Source organism: Enterobacter sp. GER_MD16_1505_Eko_090, from assembly GCF_003331015.1.
Classification (GTDB): Bacteria; Pseudomonadota; Gammaproteobacteria; order Enterobacterales; family Enterobacteriaceae; genus Enterobacter; species Enterobacter roggenkampii.
The window spans coordinates 16,018-34,155 of record NZ_PUQF01000008.1; the positions used below are offsets into that span (position 1 = coordinate 16,018).

The following is an 18,138-nucleotide window of genomic DNA, read 5'->3' on the forward strand; positions in this document are numbered from 1 at the left end:
TTGCAGTACGATTAAAAGAAGAGAAAAGTGGGTGATAAAAGACGACTATTCTATTGAGGATATGAATAATAAATAAGATTTTTCACAAAGAAAATTCTTATTTATTAGGTAAGGAAGAAATAAACGAGAAATAATTAATTTGCCGTAACTCAACAATGCCATTCTTTTTCGTTACGTCTTCCATCCGATCGCCAGGGCTTCTGCTCTCCGCTCAGTCAGGAAAAACGCTTTCAATGCGACTTTCTATAAAATCTGTAAAATCAAGCACCTCCTTAACTGCCGCTTTTTTAATCAAAAACGAGTAATAGCACATATCGTATAACGGTGCTACATTACGCCGCCCGCCCAAATCAGCAGTGGCCAGGCAACGCCGTAAAGTTCGGTAAAGCCTGCAACCATCACCTTGAAGAACGGTCTTATCGGCACGTCGTATCGCAAACTCTGCGCTACCTTTACAGGCTTCACATAGGTTTTACTATTTTGTCTCAATCCAAATTTCAACGCGCGTTTTTACACCCGCGTTACTGGTTTACATGGTTTGGTCTTGGCGTTCTCTGGCTGCTGGTTCAACTTCCGTACCCTGTCCTGCGTTTGCTGGGGTCGAAACTGGGCAGCGCTTCCCGCTTCTTCCTGAAACGCCGCGAATCCATCGCGCGTAAAAATATTGAGCTTTGCTTTCCGCATTACAATGCCGAAGAGCGCGAGAAACTCATCGCTGAAAACTTCAAGTCTATCGGCATGGCACTGCTTGAAACCGGCATGGCCTGGTTCTGGCCGGATGAGCGCGTCCGCAAGTGGTTTGACGTGGAAGGGCTGGATAACCTTAAACGCGCACAGATGCAAAAACGCGGCGTGATGGTCGTCGGCGTTCACTTTATGTCGCTGGAACTGGGTGGCCGCGTGATGGGCCTGTGCCAGCCAATGATGGCGACCTATCGACCGCACAACAGTCCGCTGATGGAGTGGGTACAAACGCGTGGCCGCATGCGTTCGAATAAGGCGATGATCAGCCGTAATAACCTGCGCGGTATGGTCGGGGCTCTGAAGAAAGGTGAAGCCGTCTGGTTTGCCCCCGATCAGGATTATGGACGTAAAGGCAGCAGCTTTGCGCCTTTCTTTGCGGTTAAAGATGTTGCGACGACCAACGGCACCTTTGTCATTTCTCGTTTGTCGGGCGCTTCCATGCTGACCGTGACGATGGTGAGAAAAGCAGATAAATCAGGCTATCGTCTGCACATCTCTCCTGAGATGGCTAACTATCCTGAAAACGAGTGCGAAGCCGCGGCGTTTATCAATAAAGTCATCGAAACTGAAATCATGCGTGCGCCAGAGCAGTATCTGTGGATGCATCGTCGTTTCAAAACCCGCCCTATTGGCGAAGCCTCGCTCTATATTTAAGCTCTTCAGAAAGGTTAGTTTCGCTAAGAAACTAACCTTTTCAATCACCTGTCATCCGTTAAGAAACCGTTTTTCATTGCGTCGCCCAAAGTGAATTTATTGCGATGCGAAATCAAACTGTCGCCGTTCCACGACACTCGTAAGTGACGGAAATTATTTAAAAAAATCCCTCTTGTCACCCCTCATTTTTAGGCGTACATTAGCGCCGTCTGGCAACAGGAAAGCACAGAATTCTGAGCTGAAGTCAGCGGCGAAACGGGAAAATTCTCATTTCCGCTTTGACCGGATTTCAGTTCTCTATAATCAGGTGGACTCTGTTTTTAAATGCGTACCACAAGATACGCGGAGCGATGAAACGTGAAATATTTCTTTATGGGCATTTCGGTGATTGTTTTAGTCTGGGCCGGAACCTTTGCCCTGATGATCTAGTGAAGAACATGCAGTCAAAAAAACAGGAGCCATTGGCTCCTGTTTTTTTATGTCATGATGACGCGGGATTTTCAGCCACGCTCTTCGAGGAGAGAAGCCCGTCGGCCCGGAACATACTCTTGATGCCCCTCACCGCCTGACGAATGCGGTCGCTATTTTCAATCAGGGCAAATCGCACATGGGTGTCGCCATAATCACCAAAGCCAATGCCCGGTGATACGCACACCTTCGCATCCTGGAGCAGCTTTTTGGCAAACTCCAGGGATCCCATCGCCGCGTACGGTTCCGGAATTTTCGCCCAGACGTACATGGACGCCTTCGGCATTTCCACCATCCAGCCCGCTTCATGCAAGCCTTTTACCAGCACGTCGCGACGGCGCTTATACTGAGCGGCAATCTCGTGGACGCACTGCTGGTCGCCCTCAAGAGCAGCGATAGCCGCAACCTGCAGCGGCGTGAAGGTGCCGTAGTCGTGGTAACTCTTAATACGCGCCAGTGCGCTCACCAGCGTTTTGTTACCCACCATAAAGCCAATACGCCAGCCTGCCATGTTGTAGCTTTTTGACAGCGTAAAGAACTCGACCGCCACGTCACGCGCGCCCGGAACCTGCATGATGGAAGGCGCTTTCCAGCCGTCATAGACGATGTCAGCGTAGGCTAAATCATGAACCACCAGCACGTCATAACGCTTCGCCAGCGCGACCACTTTCTCGAAGAAATCGAGCTCCACGCACTGGGCCGTTGGGTTCGACGGGAAACCGAGGATCATCATCTTCGGTTTCGGATAGCTTTCGCGAATCGCACGTTCCAGTTCGTTAAAGAAATCGACCCCTTCCACCAGCGGAACCGAACGGACCTGCGCCCCGGCAATCACCGCACCGTAGATGTGGATGGGGTAGCTGGGATTCGGTACCAGCACCGTATCGCCATGATCCAGCGTAGCCAGCATCAGGTGTGCCAGCCCCTCTTTCGAGCCGATGGTGACAATCGCTTCACTTTCCGGATCGATATCAACCTGATAGCGATCCTGATACCAGCGCGAGATCGCGCGACGTAATCTGGGAATACCGCGGGAGGTCGAGTAGCCGTGCGTATCCGGACGCTGGGCAACCGTGCAGAGTTTTTCAACGATATGCGGTGGCGTTGGGCCGTCAGGGTTACCCATGCTGAAATCAATAATATCTTCGCCGCGCCGACGCGCAGCCATCTTCAGTTCAGCGGTGATATTGAAAACATAAGGGGGGAGACGATCGATACGCGTAAAACGGCGTTCAGGACTGAATTCAGCCATAGATTCCTCAGATTAACGTTAGCGCCCGGACCGTCCGAGCGACGCTGCCACCGATGTGGCGTGCTTAGAAAATAACCTGAAAAAAATCACGCTGTCGAGAGGGAAGTGAAAAAAAAGCGATCGCCTGAAAACCGGAACCCGGCGGTGCCGAAAAGCGGAAGCCCCTGTTTCAGGATTGGCTTTCTGATAGCTGTTATTTAACAGGATGATATCAAAACAGTTACCTGACGATACGCAGGCTATAAAAAATCAGGACGTGTCCGTTACCGACAGATAATCCCCTTTAGAAATTATGGTTTTTCCTCATTTGATAAACCTGACGGATAGCTGGTCAACACGCGTCAGGTTTTTTATCATGGTTCTTTCCCGTTTTCCCAGGTCTACTCGTGCACGAAATATTCACTATGCTGCTGGCGGTTTTTGACCGTGCAGCATTAATGCTGATTTGCCTGTTTTTCCTCATTCGCATTCGCCTGTTTCGCGAGCTATTGCACAAATCCGCACACTCGCCAAAAGAGCTGTTGGCCGTTACCGCCATCTTTTCGCTGTTCGCCCTGTTCAGCACCTGGTCTGGCGTGCCGGTAGAGGGTTCGCTGGTTAACGTGCGCATTATCGCCGTGATGTCCGGCGGAATTTTGTTTGGCCCGTGGGTGGGTGTCATTACCGGCGTGATTGCCGGAACCCATCGCTACCTGATTGATATCGGCGGCGTCACGGCGGTGCCCTGCTTTATTACCAGCATTATCGCCGGGGTGCTCTCCGGCTGGATCAGCCGCAAAATCCCGAAAAAACAGCGCTGGCGCGCAGGGATCGTGGCGGGCATGGTGTGCGAAACGCTGACCATGATCCTGGTCGTCGTCTGGGCCCCGACCACCGAACTTGGGCTGGATATCGTCTCGAAAATCGGTATTCCGATGATCCTGGGCAGCGTGTGCATCGGCTTTATCGTGCTGCTGGTGCAAAGCGTTGAAGGGGAAAAAGAGGCCAGCGCCGCCCGTCAGGCCAAGCTGGCGCTGGATATCGCCAACAAAACGCTACCGCTCTTCCGCCACGTTAACGCGGAGTCGTTGCGTCAGGTCTGCGAAATCATTCGCCATGACATCCACGCTGACGCTGTCGCCATCACCAATATTGACCACGTGCTGGCCTACGTTGGCGTCGGGGAGCACAACTATCGCGATAATGATGACACCATCAGCCCAACCACCCGACAGGCGATTAACTACGGTAAAATCATCATTAAAAACAATGATGAAGCCCACCGAACGCCGGAAATCCACTCCATGCTGGTGATTCCGCTGTGGGAGAAAGGCGTCGTGACGGGCACGCTGAAAATTTATTACTGCCACGCGCATCAGATCACCTCCACGCTGCAGGAGATGGCCATCGGCCTGTCGCAGATTATCTCCACCCAGCTTGAGGTTTCGCGGGCGGAACAGCTGCGTGAGATGGCAAATAAGGCAGAGCTGCGCGCGCTGCAGAGCAAAATCAATCCCCATTTCCTGTTTAACGCGCTGAACGCGATCTCCTCGTCCATTCGTCTTAATCCGGACACCGCGCGCCAGCTGATTTTTAACCTGTCGCGCTATCTGCGCTACAACATCGAGCTGAAAGATGACGAGCAGATCGACATCAAAAAAGAGCTGTATCAGATTAAAGACTACATCGCGATTGAGCAGGCGCGCTTTGGTGACAAGCTCACGGTCATTTACGATATTGATGAAGAGGTCAACTGCGTGATCCCAAGCCTGCTTATCCAGCCGCTGGTCGAAAACGCGATTGTTCACGGCATTCAGCCGTGTAAAGGCAAAGGCGTCGTCACCATCAGCGTCACCGAAAGCGGCAACCGCGTACGTATTGCCGTGCGCGATACCGGCCACGGAATTGATCCAAAAGTCATTGAGCGGGTGGAGTCTAACGAGATGCCTGGAAATAAAATCGGCCTGCTGAACGTGCACCACCGGGTCAAGCTGCTTTACGGCGACGGGCTGCATATTCAGCGTCTTGAACCGGGCACCGAAATTGCTTTTTACGTCCCGAACGAGCGCTCTCCCGTTCATTCGGCAACATCACTGTTGCCCCAGGTGGAGTAACCCATGAAAGTCATCATCGTAGAAGATGAAATTCTGGCTCAACAGGAGCTAACCTGGCTTATCAACACCCACAGCCAGATGGAAATTGTGGGTACCTTTGATGACGGTCTGGACGTGCTGAAGTTTCTGCAGCATAACCGGGTCGATGCCATCTTCCTGGACATCAATATTCCGTCGCTGGATGGCGTATTGCTGGCGCAAAACATCAATCAGTTTGCCCATAAGCCGTTTATTGTTTTCGTTACCGCCTGGAAAGAGCACGCCGTAGAGGCCTTCGAGCTGGAGGCGTTTGACTATATCCTTAAGCCTTACCAGGAGTCGCGGATTGTCAGCATGCTGCAAAAGCTGGAGGCCGCGTGGCAGCAGCAGACCGCCCCTGCAAACGCCAGCCCAACGGTACGGGAAAACGACACCATTAATTTGGTCAAAGATGAGCGCATCATCGTGACGCCGGTCAATGATATCTACTATGCCGAAGCCCATGAAAAGATGACGTTTGTCTATACGCGACGGGAATCTTACGTGATGGCGATGAACATCACCGAGTTTTGCAGCAAGCTGCCTGCGTCGCACTTTTTCCGCTGCCACCGCTCGTTCTGCGTCAATTTAAACAAGATCCGCGAGATCGAACCCTGGTTTAACAACACCTACATTTTGCGTCTGAAGGATCTGGATTTTCAGGTGCCGGTGAGCCGCAGCAAGGTAAAAGAGTTCCGCCAGCTCATGCACCTGTAACAAAAAAGCCCTCTCCTGCGGGAGAGGGCTATGCGTCAGAGGATTTGACCGAGAACCTGACGCAGGTGGGCACCCGACCCCAGCAGGCCTGGGTTATCATGCACGATCAGATAAACCGGAATGTCCTGCACGTAGCTTCTGAAGCGCCCTTTATCCTCAAACCCGCCGCGGAAGCCGGAGGCTTTAAAGAACTCCAGGAAGCGCGGCACAATGCCGCCCGCGATATAAACGCCCCCGAAGGTACCCAGCGTCAGCGCCAGGTTGCCGCCGAAGCGCCCCATGATCACGCAGAACAGCGACAGGGCACGACGGCAGTCAATGCAGCTGTCCGCCAGCGCGCGTTCGGTGACGTCTTTCGGCTGCAGATTTTCCGGCAGTCGACCGTCCGATTTCACAATCGCCCGGTACAGGTTCACCAGCCCCGGTCCTGACAGCACGCGCTCGGCGGAGACGTGGCCGATCTCCGCGCGTAATTCTTCGAGGATAATGCCCTCTTCTTCGCTGTTTGGCGCAAAGTCCACGTGACCACCTTCACCCGGCAGGCTCACCCAGCGCTGAGCGACATGCACCAGATGTGAAACGCCCAGCCCGGTACCGGCCCCGTAAACCGCAATCGGCTTACCTTCGACCGGTTCAGCGCCGCCAAACTGGATCAGATGCTCAAGCTTCAGCATCGGGATCGCCATGGACACCGCGGTAAAGTCATTGATGATTTCAAGATGCGCAAAGCCGAGGTTTTTTTTCATCTCGGCGATGGAGAATGCCCAGGTATGGTTGGTCATGGCGACCCAGTCGCCGGTTATCGGGCAGGCAATGGCGATGCAGCCATCTTCGACGCTTATCTGATGCTCCTCCAGATAGACGCGGACAACGGCCTCAAGGCTTGGATAATCGAGACCGGAATAGGTTTTCGCCCGGGAAATTTCACCGCTATTTACATCGCATAATGCAAGGCGCGCATTCGTGCCGCCCACATCGCCTACCAAAGCATACTTTGTCATTCTTCTACTGCTCCGCTAAAGTCAGAATAAATCTTTGGGACACTGTAAATTCAAGGCGTGATAACAACAACGACCGGAAGGTGAATGCCCATGGATTATCGATCTTCGTCACAGAATAACTTTACCGTTTCAGCACCTTTTGCACTATTGCCATAAGGCTTAATGTGCAAAGTAACGTAATACCGTTTTGTACAAGGAAATCATCATGCTTCACCCGCGAGCCAGAACCATGCTGTTGCTGGCAATTCCGGCGCTCATCATTGGCGTGGTTTCAAGTCTGGTCCTTATTGTCGTGATGAAAGTCGCGTCGGTGCTGCAAACACTATTATGGAACGCGCTTCCTGCAGGGCTGGGCGTCACCGCTGACTCTCCTGCGTGGATCGTTGGGATGCTGACGTTAACCGGTATTGCGGTGGGCCTGGTGATCCGTTTTAGTCCCGGCCATGCTGGCCCCGATCCGGCACTGGAACCGTTGATTGGTGCCCCGGTAGCCCCCTCGGCGTTGCCAGGGCTAATTATTGCGCTGATTATCGGTCTGGCCGGCGGCGTTAGTCTGGGACCTGAGCATCCGATTATGGCCGTGAACATTGGCCTGGCGGTTTTTCTTGGTTCACGCATTTTGCCCCGCGTTGGCGCGCTGGACTGGACTATTCTCGCCTCCGCAGGCACCATCGGGGCGCTCTTCGGCACGCCCGTTGCGGCGGCACTGATCTTTTCTCAGACGCTCAGCAGTAACAACGACGTCCCGCTGTGGGACAAGCTCTTTGCCCCACTGATGGCCGCAGCCGCCGGAGCGTTGACGACCAGCCTGTTTTTCCATCCCCATTTTTCACTCTCTCTCCCCCACTACGGCCAGATGCAAATCGCCGATATTTTCAGCGGTGCCATCGTCGCCGCCATCGCCATTGCGCTGGGCATGGTGGCAGTATGGTGTCTTCCACGCCTTCACCGGCTGATGCACAGACTCAAACACCCGGTGCTGATTCTGGGGGCTGGCGGTTTGATTCTGGGTATTTTAGGTACGATCGGCGGGCCGGTGACGCTGTTTAAAGGACTGGACGAGATGCAGCAGCTGGCCTTCAGCCAGGTGTTTAGCGTCTCCGACTATCTGCTGTTTGCCGTGATCAAGCTGGCAGCGCTGGTGGTGGCGGCCGCCTGCGGTTTCCGCGGTGGACGCATCTTCCCGGCGGTCTTTGTCGGCGTCGCGCTGGGGCTGATGCTGCACGAGCATGTCGATGCCGTTCCGGCTGCGATTACCGTTTCCTGCTCGATTCTGGGGCTGGTGCTGGTGGTCACGCGCGATGCCTGGCTGAGCCTCTTCATGGCCGCCGTGGTGGTACCGGATACCACCCTCATCCCGTTACTTTGCATCGTGATGTTGCCCGCCTGGCTCCTGCTGGCGGGCAAACCGATGATGATGGCCTGGCGAAACGACAAATAATCAGGCGCTGTTGCGCGCTTCCAGCGCTTTGGTGATCGCCCCCAGCAGCGGAGGGATATCGGCTTTCGGCAGCATCACCTCAATCAGCGAGAGCCGCTCGTGGTGTGCCACCTTTTCAAGGACGTCCGCCAGCTGCTCCGCTTCACTGACCCGCCAGCACTGGGCCTGAGGATCAAGGCTCAGGGCCTGCGGGATTTGCGTCCAGTTCCATAGCGCAATGTCGTTGTAACGCTGCTCAGGCCCGTGGATCGCTCTTTCCACCGTGTACCCTTCGTTGTTCAGGACCAGAATGATGGGGTGTTGTTTATCCCGCAGCATCGAGCCAAGTTCCTGGATAGTAAGTTGCGCCGCGCCATCCCCCGTCAGGACAATCACGCGCCGGTTCGGGCAGGCCGTTTGCGCGCCAAATGCTGCCGCCAGCGTATAGCCAATCGATCCCCACAGCGGCTGGACGATAAAATTTACGTCAGCCGGCAGACGAAGGTCGATCGCGCCGAAGGCCGAGGTGCCCTGATCCGCAAGAATGATGTCTCCCGGACGAATAAATGTCTGCAACGTTTGCCAGAAATTCGCCTGCGTCAGCGAGCCATCCGGCTGCGGGTAGGCCATCGCGCTTTGAGAAGACTGCGCGGGTGTCTCGTGCACGTGCTGTTTGCACAGTTCCACCAGCGTTTCGATTGCCTGAAGCATAGGGATGCCGGTAAACCAGAGATCACCAACGCGTGAGGCATGAGGCTGAACTTCTATCGTTTGTGCCGGGGTGAGCTGATGCGTGAAGCCGGCGGTCAGGGTATCGGTAAATCGCGTGCCGATGCACAGTACGGTATCCGCCCCTTCAATCGCCTCTTTTACCGCACCGGCGCTCGCTGAACCGCTGTAGGTGCCATAAAATCCGGCGTGACGTTCGTCAAAGATCCCTTTGCCCATCAGCATGGTGGCGTGTGCCATCGGCACGTCTTTGACCCATTTTTGTAGCGCATGCTTCAGGCCGTGGCGCAGGACAAGGAAATCGGCCAGCAGCGCAGTACGCTTGCTCCTGGCAAGCTTGTTTTCTGCGGCGTCCCGGAACGCTTTCAGGCAGGCACTATCGGCATGTGGATGCCTGAGCGTGAGAGCGTTTACAGGGGGAGTGGCGGCCTTTTTCGCCACGTCGGCAGGCAACATCAGATAGCCGGGGCGACGCTCCCGTAGCATTGTCGTTAACACCCGGTCGATTTCATAACAGGCGTTTTGTTCGGTCAGGATCGCCTGTGCAGCAGTGATCGGCTCGCTCATATGATAAAAATGACGAAACTCACCGTCGCCAAGCGTGTGGTGCAGCAGCTCCCCTCTTTGCTGTGATGCCGTACCCGGTGCCCCCACAATATGCAAGACCGGAACGTGCTCGGCGAAGCTGCCCGCAATGCCGTTCATGGCGCTTAACTCTCCTACGCCAAATGTCGTCAGCAGCGCGGCAAAGCCCTTACATCGGGCGTATCCGTCAGCGGCATAAGAAGCGTTTAACTCGTTGGCACAGCCCACCCAGCAGATATCCGGGCTGTCTATCACATGGTCGAGAAACTGCAGGTTATAGTCGCCCGGCACGCCAAACAGATGATCGGCTCCACAATCATTAAGACGGTCCAGCAGGTAATCGGCGACGCAGTATGGGGTACGCATGAACAGGTATCCTTCTAATGTTGACCTCACCTTGAGTATTAAATAAGCGTGATGGCTGTCCAGAATTGGTGATAAGAAGGGCATGGAAAGAATGCTTTACAAAAAAGGCTGCGCTATGCTGCTTTTTTTCACGAAAATGTAAACGCATACACTGATTTTTCACTTCAGCGCCAGAGGTCACGAAAATGGGTTATCAGCCGGACAAAAATCGTTACTGGACAATGGAGTATCGCCGCTGCGGGCGAAGCGGACTCAGGTTGCCTGCCATCTCGCTTGGGCTGTGGCATAACTTTGGTGACACCACCCTTATCGAAAACAGCCGTCAACTTTTACAGCGTGCGTTCGATCTGGGCATTACGCATTTCGACCTTGCCAACAACTATGGCCCGCCCCCCGGATCGGCCGAACGTAATTTCGGACGTATTTTGCAGGAGGATTTCCTGCCCTGGCGCGACGAGCTAATCATCTCCACCAAAGCGGGTTATACCATGTGGGAGGGGCCTTACGGCGACTGGGGGTCACGTAAATATCTGCTGGCAAGCCTCGATCAAAGCCTGAAGCGCACGGGGCTGGAGTATGTGGATATCTTCTATCATCACCGGCCAGATCCTCAAACGCCGCTGCAGGAAACCATGAAAGCGCTTGACCATGTGGTGCGTCAGGGGAAGGCTTTGTATGTCGGATTATCCAACTACCCGGCTGTTCTGGCTCGCCAGGCGATTGATATCCTTAATGACCTCGGGACGCCCTGCCTGATCCACCAGCCGAAATATTCCCTCTTTGAACGTGCGCCGGAAGCGGGGCTGCTGGACGTGTTGCAGGAAAAAGGAGTCGGCTGTATTCCCTTCTCGCCGCTGGCCGGCGGGCAACTGACCAATCGCTATCTGAACGGCATCCCCGCAGACTCACGCGCGGCAAGCGGCAGTCAGTTCCTTAAACCCGATCAGCTCACCGAAGAGAAGCTGGAGAAAGTCAGGAAGCTGAATGCCCTGGCAGAAAGTCGCGGCCAGAAGCTGTCCCAGATGGCGCTGGCCTGGGTATTACGCCATGAGGACGTGACGTCGGTGCTGATTGGGGCAAGTAAAGCGGCTCAGATTGATGACGCCGTGGGGATGCTGGCAAACCGCCATTTCTCTGCAGAAGAGTTGGCCCGTATAGACGCGATCCTGAGCAGCTCAATATAACATCACTTTTAGCAAAAAGTGCTCTCACCCAGGAATTCGGAGTTGAGGCGATGATACGGCGCTTTACCAACTCATAAAATTGCGTTAACAGGCCCAACAAAGGCCCCGATCGTGAAGGAGAAAGAGTATGTTCAGGTCACTGATTCTTGCAGCGGTATTACTGGCTTCGGCGCCGCTGATCGCCACTGCGGGCGAAATCACCCTGTTGCCATCAGTAAAATTACAAATTGGCGATCGTGACGACTACGGCAGATACTGGGACGGCGGCTACTGGCGCGACCGTGATTACTGGCATCGTCACTATGAGTGGCGCGGCGATCGCTGGTGGAAACATGATAACGGCAGACACCGCGGCTGGTATAAAGACAGCGCCTATGAGCGCGGTTACCGTGAAGGCTGGAACGATCGTGACGACCGTCGCGGCGGCTGGGGTCGCGGCAAAGGTCATGGTCACGGCCATCATCACTAATCAAAAAGGAGCCTCCACGGCTCCTTTTTTTGTTAAAGACCCAGCGCGGTTCCCACTAACAACCACAGGTTCAGCGCAACGACCACCACCACGATGGCCCACCCGGTTCGTTTCACCAGCGTTGAGTTGACCAGCTCGCCCATCAGAGTTTTGTTGCTGGTAAAGATCAGCAGCGGCACCAGCGCCAGCGCAATACCAAAACTCAGCAGCACCTGGCTCATGACCAGAATTCGCGTTGGGTCGAGTCCCATCAGAATCACCACAAAAGACGGCAGCATGGTGACGGAACGACGAACCCACAGCGGAATATGGAACCGGACAAACCCCTGCATCACCACCTGGCCTGCCAGCGTGCCCACCACCGTAGAAGAGAGACCAGCAGCCACCAGGCTAAGGCCAAATATCGTGGCGGCAGCATGGCTCAGCAACGGCTCCAGCGTGAGATACGCCTGGTCGAGATCGGCAATACCGGTATGACCGTTAAAGTGGAAAGCTGCGGCTGCAGTAGCCATCATCGCCAGATTGACAAACCCCGCGATGGTCATGGCGATCGCCACGTCCCACTTGGTGGCGGAGTAACGTTCTTTACGCGTCCCACCGTGGAGATGCTGAGTCAGCGAGGAGTGGAGATAGATCACATGCGGCATGATGGTCGCCCCCAGCACCCCGGCGGCCAGGAACACCGCTTCCGAGGTCGGCAGGCTTGGGATCGCCATTCCTTTACCGAGCTGCGCCAGATTCGGCTGTGAGAAGATTAGCTCAACGATATAGGCCGCCGCGACAAACAGCAGCAGACCGCCAATGACCTTCTCCAGCGGCTTTTGACCCCGACGCTGCAGCATCAGGATCAGGAACGTGGCAATCCCGGTGAGGACCGCCCCCTGCAACAGCGACACACCCAGAATCAGCTTAAAGCCGATCGCTGCGCCGATAAATTCAGCAAGGTCAGTGGCCATGGCGATGATTTCAGCCTGAACCCAGTAGAGCCAGACCGCGGGACGCGGATAATGGTCGCGAATTTGCTCCGCCAGGTTTTTGCCCGTCGCAATCCCCAGCTTTGCGGAGAGCATCTGAATCAGCATTGCCATCAGGTTTGCCCAGACGACCACCCAGAGCAGCTTATAACCGAAGCTGGCCCCGGCCTGAATATTGGTCGCAAAGTTACCTGGATCGATATAACCAATGGCAGCGATGAACGCAGGTCCCATTAATGCGAACCGCAACTTGCGCGCTGCTCTGCCACTGCTACCCTCTACGCGACTGTTTGTCATTTCTGCCTCTGAAATATAGCCTTTGCTATGTTTAATGCTATCAAAATGAGAATGATTATCAAGATCATTTATAAAGTTTGCAGTGATTTCTCTGATAGCTTTGAACGATAGACGGGCGGGTAAGTGGGGCGATCTAACTGAAACTGAAATCGCGCATGCTTTTGTGAAGACTAGCACACAAACTTAACTTTTCACTCATTTACCTAACATAACAAAAATGTATTGTGGATCACTATTTTTGAGACTCGTCACAGGATGTAACTATAGTGTGTCCTCGATCTCGTTTTCTTTTCGCTTGTTACATAGAATGTGCACGAAAATTAAACCTGCCTCATATTTGGAGCAAATATGGACCGCGTCCTTCATTTTGTCCTGGCACTTGTTGTCGTTACTGCACTCGCATTGCTGGTCAGCACAGACCGCAAAAAAATTCGTATTCGTTATGTTGTCCAACTGCTGGTCATTGAAGTTTTACTTGCGTGGTTCTTCCTGAACTCCAACGTAGGCCTCGGCTTCGTGAAAGGCTTCTCCGAAATGTTCGAAAAACTGCTCGGATTCGCCAATGAAGGGACCAACTTTGTCTTCGGTAAAATGAACGACGAAGGTCTGGCGTTCTTCTTCCTGAAGGTTCTCTGCCCTATCGTCTTCATCTCCGCGCTGATCGGTATTCTGCAGCACATCCGCGTTCTGCCGTTCGTGATTCGTGGAATTGGTTTCCTGTTATCCAAAGTGAACGGCATGGGTAAGCTGGAATCCTTCAACGCCGTCAGTTCCCTGATCCTCGGTCAGTCTGAGAACTTCATCGCGTATAAAGATATTCTCGGCAAGATGTCCCGCAACCGTATGTACACCATGGCGGCAACCGCAATGTCTACCGTTTCCATGTCTATCGTGGGCGCGTATATGACCATGCTGGAACCAAAATACGTGGTGGCTGCGCTGGTACTGAACATGTTCAGCACCTTTATCGTTCTGTCGCTGATCAACCCGTACCGCGTTGACGCCAGCGAAGAGAACATCCAGATGTCTAACCTGCACGAAGGCCAGAGCTTCTTCGAAATGCTGGGTGAATACATCCTGGCCGGTTTCAAAGTCGCGATTATCGTTGCCGCCATGCTGATCGGCTTCATTGCGCTGATTTCTGCACTGAATGCCCTGTTCGCCGCGGTGCTGGGTATCTCCTTCCAGGGCATTCTGGGCTACATCTTCTACCCTGTTGCATGGGTGATGGGTGTTCCGGCTCACGAAGCGCTGCAGGTGGGCAGTATCATGGCAACCAAACTGGTTTCTAACGAATTCGTTGCGATGATGGATCTGCAGAAAATTGCCAGCACGCTTTCTCCGCGCGCGGAAGGGATTCTCTCCGTGTTCCTGGTCTCCTTCGCGAACTTCTCGTCTATCGGTATCATCGCCGGTGCGATTAAGGGTCTGAACGAAGAGCAGGGTAACGTGGTTTCTCGCTTTGGCCTGAAGCTGGTTTACGGCTCTACGCTGGTGAGCGTCCTGTCCGCATCCATCGCGGCACTGGTTCTGTAACGTTTACCGTTAAACAAAAACCGGGAGCCTGGCTCCCGGTTTTTTTATGCCCGCAATTCTTCCAGCGGTTTGGGTTTGCCTATCAGGTATCCCTGCAGGTAATCCACACCAAAGCGAAGCAGCATCTCCCGCTGGGCCGGCGTTTCGACGTATTCCGCGACGACGCACAGCGATTTCGCCTTCGCCAGATTACACATCGACTGGACGATCATTGCATCCATGTCGTCTGTACAAATGTCTTTCACAAAGCAGCCGTCAATTTTAATGATGTCCGCCTGCAGGCGTCTGAGGCGCTCGTAGTTGGCGTAGCCAGTACCAAAATCATCTATGGCAATTCGGAAACCGTAATCCCGCAGCTGCTGAATATTGTTGATACTTGTGCCTGAATTTGAAAAAGCCTGCTCCTCGGTGATCTCAATCACGACGGCCTGAGGTGCCACGCCGTACCGTTCAAACAGCGCGCAAATCTCAGTCGCCACCTCTTTTTGCATCAGCGTGAGCGGCATCAGATTGACGGAGAAACGGGTGCCAGCCTGTGTTGAAGGGTGATCGCGCAGCCACAGCAGTAATTTCTCCATAATGCACATATCAAACCGATGGCTGAGGTTGAACTGGGCAATCAGCGGAATAAAGCGGTCAGGGGTGAAGATCTCGCCCTCGCTCTCCATACGCGCCAGGATTTCGTAATACCCGCTCCCGTCCGCCTTCTGGATCGGTTGCGCGTATAAATGGAACTGCCCCGCCTCAAGGGCATGCTTAATCCGCGCCAGCATCAGGACACGCTCTGTCGTTTGTCCTGATGCCGCCTCAAGGCTATTCGTGAGCGCGAGAACGTTTTGCTCTCCGCAGGCCTGCTCTGCCAGCCAGCTCAGCTGTCCCAGCGTGTGATGAAGCTTTTCGCCGTTTTCGACCATTCCCCAGGATGCGCCAAATTCAATATCCAGCCCGGTGTTGTTCCAGAAAATCTTACGGCTGTTCAGCCGATCGACCATATGCTGGAGACGCTCGGCGGTTCCCGGCCCCAGTAATACCAGCACCAGTTCGCTTCCCGGAAGCTGGAAGAGCGTCTCATCTTTCTGCAAAAGTGGCTGTAGCGACGTGGCGATCGTACGTTTGCAGTGGACCCGCATGATAATCCCGTAGTGGCGGCTCAAAAACTCCAGGTTATCCATGCGCAGAATGCACACTTTGGCATCCGGGTGAATCTCAAGATAATCTTCCAGCGCACGAATATTGGGCAAACCGGTAAGGGGATCGGTAAGCGCCCTGCCCTGCCAGCCCCGCTTCAGCCACTCGCTGCGCTGGTAAATGCGCGACATGTAAAGCAAGCAGATAGCGAAAGAAATCAGCACGGAGAGGATAAAGGAGAGTGAATGGCCCGACTCGACCCCGTTCAGGAAGTTGTAGTTGTAGGTCAACAGCAGGAGCGCTGAGGTGGCCCACAGCAGAGAAATCAACGCATAGGTCAGGCGGCTTATTGCCAGGGTAAAAAGAATAAAAATCAGCGGCATCAAATAGCCCGCAATGACCGGTGATTCAAAAGGACCACATAAAATGATGAGAATGGCGCCTAAAAGCATCAGCCAGACAAAAATATATAATGGATTCTTGTGATAAAACACGGGCTTCACGCTTCGCCGCCAGAAGGTGACGGCATAACGAGGATTAATTATCATTCTTAATGGGTAATAGAACATCATGGTAAAAATCAGCCCCGCGCATATCAGGCTTTGAATATCCACAACATTATAAATTACCGTTCCTTCGCCGAAATAGGTTGAGATAGTCACCGGAAAATCAAACAAATAGCCTGCCATATACATCGACAGCTTAATACCAAATGGCACAATAAAACCGAGCCAGAATATACGTAGCCCGATGTGCTTGTTAGGGATGGAGTGGCGCCAGCGCTTGCCCAGCATGAGGCGTAGCAGACCGCAGGCCGCGAACAACGCAAAGGTCTGACAGAACAGCAAAACTGAATATTGTAGCGGTGCTAAATTAATATAGAATAAATTAGTGACAGTAAAACCTAACAAAATGGGAAGAATAGCCCTGCGCCCAAATAGCAGAATTACCGCCAGCATCACGCTGAGCGGCAGCCATGCTAAATAAACGTCATGACCATTAACAATTGCGCGTGGAGAGAGATAACGGGAGACAGGTACCGCAATCAGACAAAGTGTCAGGGCAATTATAAATATCTTTACATTATTGTACGTTTTTCTATTCATTAAGCTGATGAGTATATTATCCGTCTGAATCATTGACCGGATGGATAATAGGTTTATTAATTGCACGAATCAAGTTCAAGTCTATTTATAGACACGTTTATTGATTTCGATTGAGGTGAGGTATGGGAATACCTTCTTTTTGATAACAAAAACCAGTGACGGGCGTTACAAACAGATAAAAAAAACCCTCGTCATTTGACGAGGGTTTACAATTTTGGTGGAGCTAAGCGGGATCGAACCGCTGACCTCTTGCATGCCATGCAAGCGCTCTCCCAGCTGAGCTATAGCCCCACATGTGACTTTACTGACCGCACTCTGTTGGGTTCAGAGTTTGGTGGAGCTAAGCGGGATCGAACCGCTGACCTCTTGCATGCCATGCAAGCGCTCTCCCAGCTGAGCTATAGCCCCATCGTAAAGCTGTCATGTTGACGGGCGGCATAATATGAATTCCGCTGCGGAGTGTCAACGGCAAAATCAATGACCGCCGTTCGATCGCCGAAAAATCATGCAAATGAATCACTTTGCGAGCGTGCTCGTAATCAGGAGTTAAGCCTGTCACGTTTTCATGTAAAACGGTGCTATAAAATGAGCCGTTAATTAACCCCACTGATATTCAGGAAATTGCATGATCAAGGAACGAATGACGCCAGAAGAGTTAGCCCTGCTCACTGGCTATAGCCGACAGACCATCAATAAATGGGTACGCAAAGAGGGTTGGATTACGTCACCAAAACCTGGCGTTCAGGGCGGGAAAGCGCGACTGGTACATGTGAACGAAAAAGTCCGCGACTTTATCCGCAGCGCACGTCGGGCAAGCGAAACGTCCGATATGGCAGAAGGTACCAGCCATAACAGTTCGCTTCACACCCTACTCCTGACGCTGGCTGATGAAATGACGCCGGAAGAGCAGAAACAGATGACATCGCTGTTACTGCGGGAAGGGATCACCGGATTGTTGCAACGTTTAGGGATTCGCGAGCGGGACTGATATGAAAAGATTACGGAGTAAAATGACCACGGAAGAGCTGGCGCAGAGTTTGGGCGTTGCCAGACAAACGGTTAATCGCTGGATACGTCAGCAGGGGTGGAAAACCGAAGGGCTCAACGGCGTGAAAGGCGGCCGCGCGCGGCTCATTCATGTCGATACGCGCGTGAAGGAACACATTATGAGTCTCCCGGCGATCCGCAACCGTCAGGCGGTTTACCATCTCGCGGAGGCCACTTCCGCCTACAATGCCCCCTCTGCAAACCTGTTTCCGGGCATAATTGAGACGCTGGAGAATATGACTGCAGCAGAGCAGAAGCGTCTGGACACCTTCCTGAAGCGCGAAGGCATTCACGGCTTTCTTAAGCGTCTGGGTATTGCAGAAGAAGAAGCATAAAAAAACGGCAGGTTC

The 18,138-nt window shown here is 53.3% G+C and carries 15 protein-coding genes and 2 tRNA genes; 10 read left to right on the forward strand and 7 right to left on the reverse strand.

Going from position 1 to position 18,138, the window contains the following annotated elements:
• The first annotated feature begins 477 nt into the window (after positions 1 to 477).
• Together lpxP and ypdK are read left to right on the forward strand one after the other, a co-directional pair.
• Entirely contained in the window at positions 478 to 1,398 is a 921-nt protein-coding gene (gene lpxP / locus C6A40_RS10740; protein WP_025912768.1) for a kdo(2)-lipid IV(A) palmitoleoyltransferase, read from the forward strand.
• Between the two features lie 357 nt (positions 1,399 to 1,755).
• Positions 1,756 to 1,827: a membrane protein YpdK gene (gene ypdK / locus C6A40_RS10745; protein ID WP_099458937.1), complete on the forward strand. Its 72-nt coding sequence runs from the start codon at positions 1,756 to 1,758 to the stop codon at positions 1,825 to 1,827.
• 52 nt (positions 1,828 to 1,879) lie between these two features.
• Here ypdK and alaC read toward each other — a convergent pair whose 3' ends face one another.
• Entirely contained in the window at positions 1,880 to 3,118 is a 1,239-nt protein-coding gene (gene alaC, locus C6A40_RS10750; RefSeq protein ID WP_008501582.1) for an alanine transaminase, read from the reverse strand.
• Between the two features lie 386 nt (positions 3,119 to 3,504).
• Here alaC and C6A40_RS10755 point away from each other — a divergent pair, with 386 nt between their 5' ends.
• Positions 3,505 to 5,211, forward strand: a complete 1,707-nt coding sequence (locus tag C6A40_RS10755) for a sensor histidine kinase (protein ID WP_023325822.1) — start codon at positions 3,505 to 3,507, stop codon at positions 5,209 to 5,211.
• A 3-nt stretch (positions 5,212 to 5,214) separates the two neighbouring features.
• Positions 5,215 to 5,946, forward strand: coding sequence for a LytR/AlgR family response regulator transcription factor (locus tag C6A40_RS10760; protein WP_021241782.1), 732 nt, complete (start codon positions 5,215 to 5,217; stop codon positions 5,944 to 5,946).
• A gap of 35 nt (positions 5,947 to 5,981) precedes the next feature.
• Here C6A40_RS10760 and glk read toward each other — a convergent pair whose 3' ends face one another.
• On the reverse strand, positions 5,982 to 6,947 hold the full coding sequence (gene glk, locus C6A40_RS10765) for a glucokinase (protein WP_045334229.1): 966 nt from the start codon (positions 6,945 to 6,947) through the stop codon (positions 5,982 to 5,984).
• A gap of 205 nt (positions 6,948 to 7,152) precedes the next feature.
• On the opposite strand from glk, the gene C6A40_RS10770 reads away from it, so the two are divergent.
• Complete coding sequence (locus tag C6A40_RS10770) at positions 7,153 to 8,388, forward strand: ion channel protein (protein WP_008501586.1); 1,236 nt, start codon at positions 7,153 to 7,155, stop codon at positions 8,386 to 8,388.
• On the opposite strand, the gene ipdC is transcribed toward C6A40_RS10770, so the two are convergent.
• Positions 8,389 to 10,047 (reverse strand): indolepyruvate decarboxylase, encoded by a 1,659-nt coding sequence (gene ipdC / locus C6A40_RS10775; RefSeq protein ID WP_045334228.1) that lies wholly within the window; start codon positions 10,045 to 10,047, stop codon positions 8,389 to 8,391.
• Between the two features lie 185 nt (positions 10,048 to 10,232).
• Between ipdC and mgrA the strand changes: the two genes are divergently transcribed.
• Both mgrA and C6A40_RS10785 read left to right on the forward strand, forming a co-directional pair.
• On the forward strand, positions 10,233 to 11,231 hold the full coding sequence (gene mgrA / locus C6A40_RS10780) for an L-glyceraldehyde 3-phosphate reductase (RefSeq protein ID WP_045334227.1): 999 nt from the start codon (positions 10,233 to 10,235) through the stop codon (positions 11,229 to 11,231).
• A 127-nt stretch (positions 11,232 to 11,358) separates the two neighbouring features.
• Positions 11,359 to 11,700, forward strand: a complete 342-nt coding sequence (locus tag C6A40_RS10785; protein WP_008501589.1) for a DUF2502 domain-containing protein — start codon at positions 11,359 to 11,361, stop codon at positions 11,698 to 11,700.
• A 32-nt stretch (positions 11,701 to 11,732) separates the two neighbouring features.
• Here the strand turns inward: C6A40_RS10785 and C6A40_RS10790 are convergent, their stop codons facing one another.
• Positions 11,733 to 12,971 (reverse strand): Nramp family divalent metal transporter, encoded by a 1,239-nt coding sequence (locus C6A40_RS10790; RefSeq protein WP_008501590.1) that lies wholly within the window; start codon positions 12,969 to 12,971, stop codon positions 11,733 to 11,735.
• Between the two features lie 348 nt (positions 12,972 to 13,319).
• On the opposite strand from C6A40_RS10790, the gene C6A40_RS10795 reads away from it, so the two are divergent.
• Positions 13,320 to 14,507 (forward strand): NupC/NupG family nucleoside CNT transporter, encoded by a 1,188-nt coding sequence (locus tag C6A40_RS10795; protein ID WP_008501591.1) that lies wholly within the window; start codon positions 13,320 to 13,322, stop codon positions 14,505 to 14,507.
• A gap of 44 nt (positions 14,508 to 14,551) precedes the next feature.
• On the opposite strand, the gene C6A40_RS10800 is transcribed toward C6A40_RS10795, so the two are convergent.
• The 3 genes from C6A40_RS10800 to C6A40_RS10810 all read right to left on the reverse strand — a co-directional run bounded on the left by C6A40_RS10800 (position 14,552) and on the right by C6A40_RS10810 (position 17,149).
• On the reverse strand, positions 14,552 to 16,741 hold the full coding sequence (locus C6A40_RS10800) for a sensor domain-containing phosphodiesterase (protein ID WP_032675286.1): 2,190 nt from the start codon (positions 16,739 to 16,741) through the stop codon (positions 14,552 to 14,554).
• Between the two features lie 215 nt (positions 16,742 to 16,956).
• A tRNA-Ala gene (locus tag C6A40_RS10805) sits at positions 16,957 to 17,032 on the reverse strand.
• Positions 17,033 to 17,073: 41 nt separating this feature from the next.
• Positions 17,074 to 17,149: transfer RNA gene (locus tag C6A40_RS10810), tRNA-Ala, on the reverse strand.
• A 217-nt stretch (positions 17,150 to 17,366) separates the two neighbouring features.
• Here C6A40_RS10810 and C6A40_RS10815 point away from each other — a divergent pair.
• Positions 17,367 to 17,729, forward strand: a complete 363-nt coding sequence (locus C6A40_RS10815) for a YfeC-like transcriptional regulator (RefSeq protein WP_045334226.1) — start codon at positions 17,367 to 17,369, stop codon at positions 17,727 to 17,729.
• Between the two features lies 1 nt (position 17,730).
• Positions 17,731 to 18,123 (forward strand): YfeC-like transcriptional regulator, encoded by a 393-nt coding sequence (locus C6A40_RS10820; protein ID WP_045334224.1) that lies wholly within the window; start codon positions 17,731 to 17,733, stop codon positions 18,121 to 18,123.
• Positions 18,124 to 18,138 lie beyond the last annotated feature (15 nt).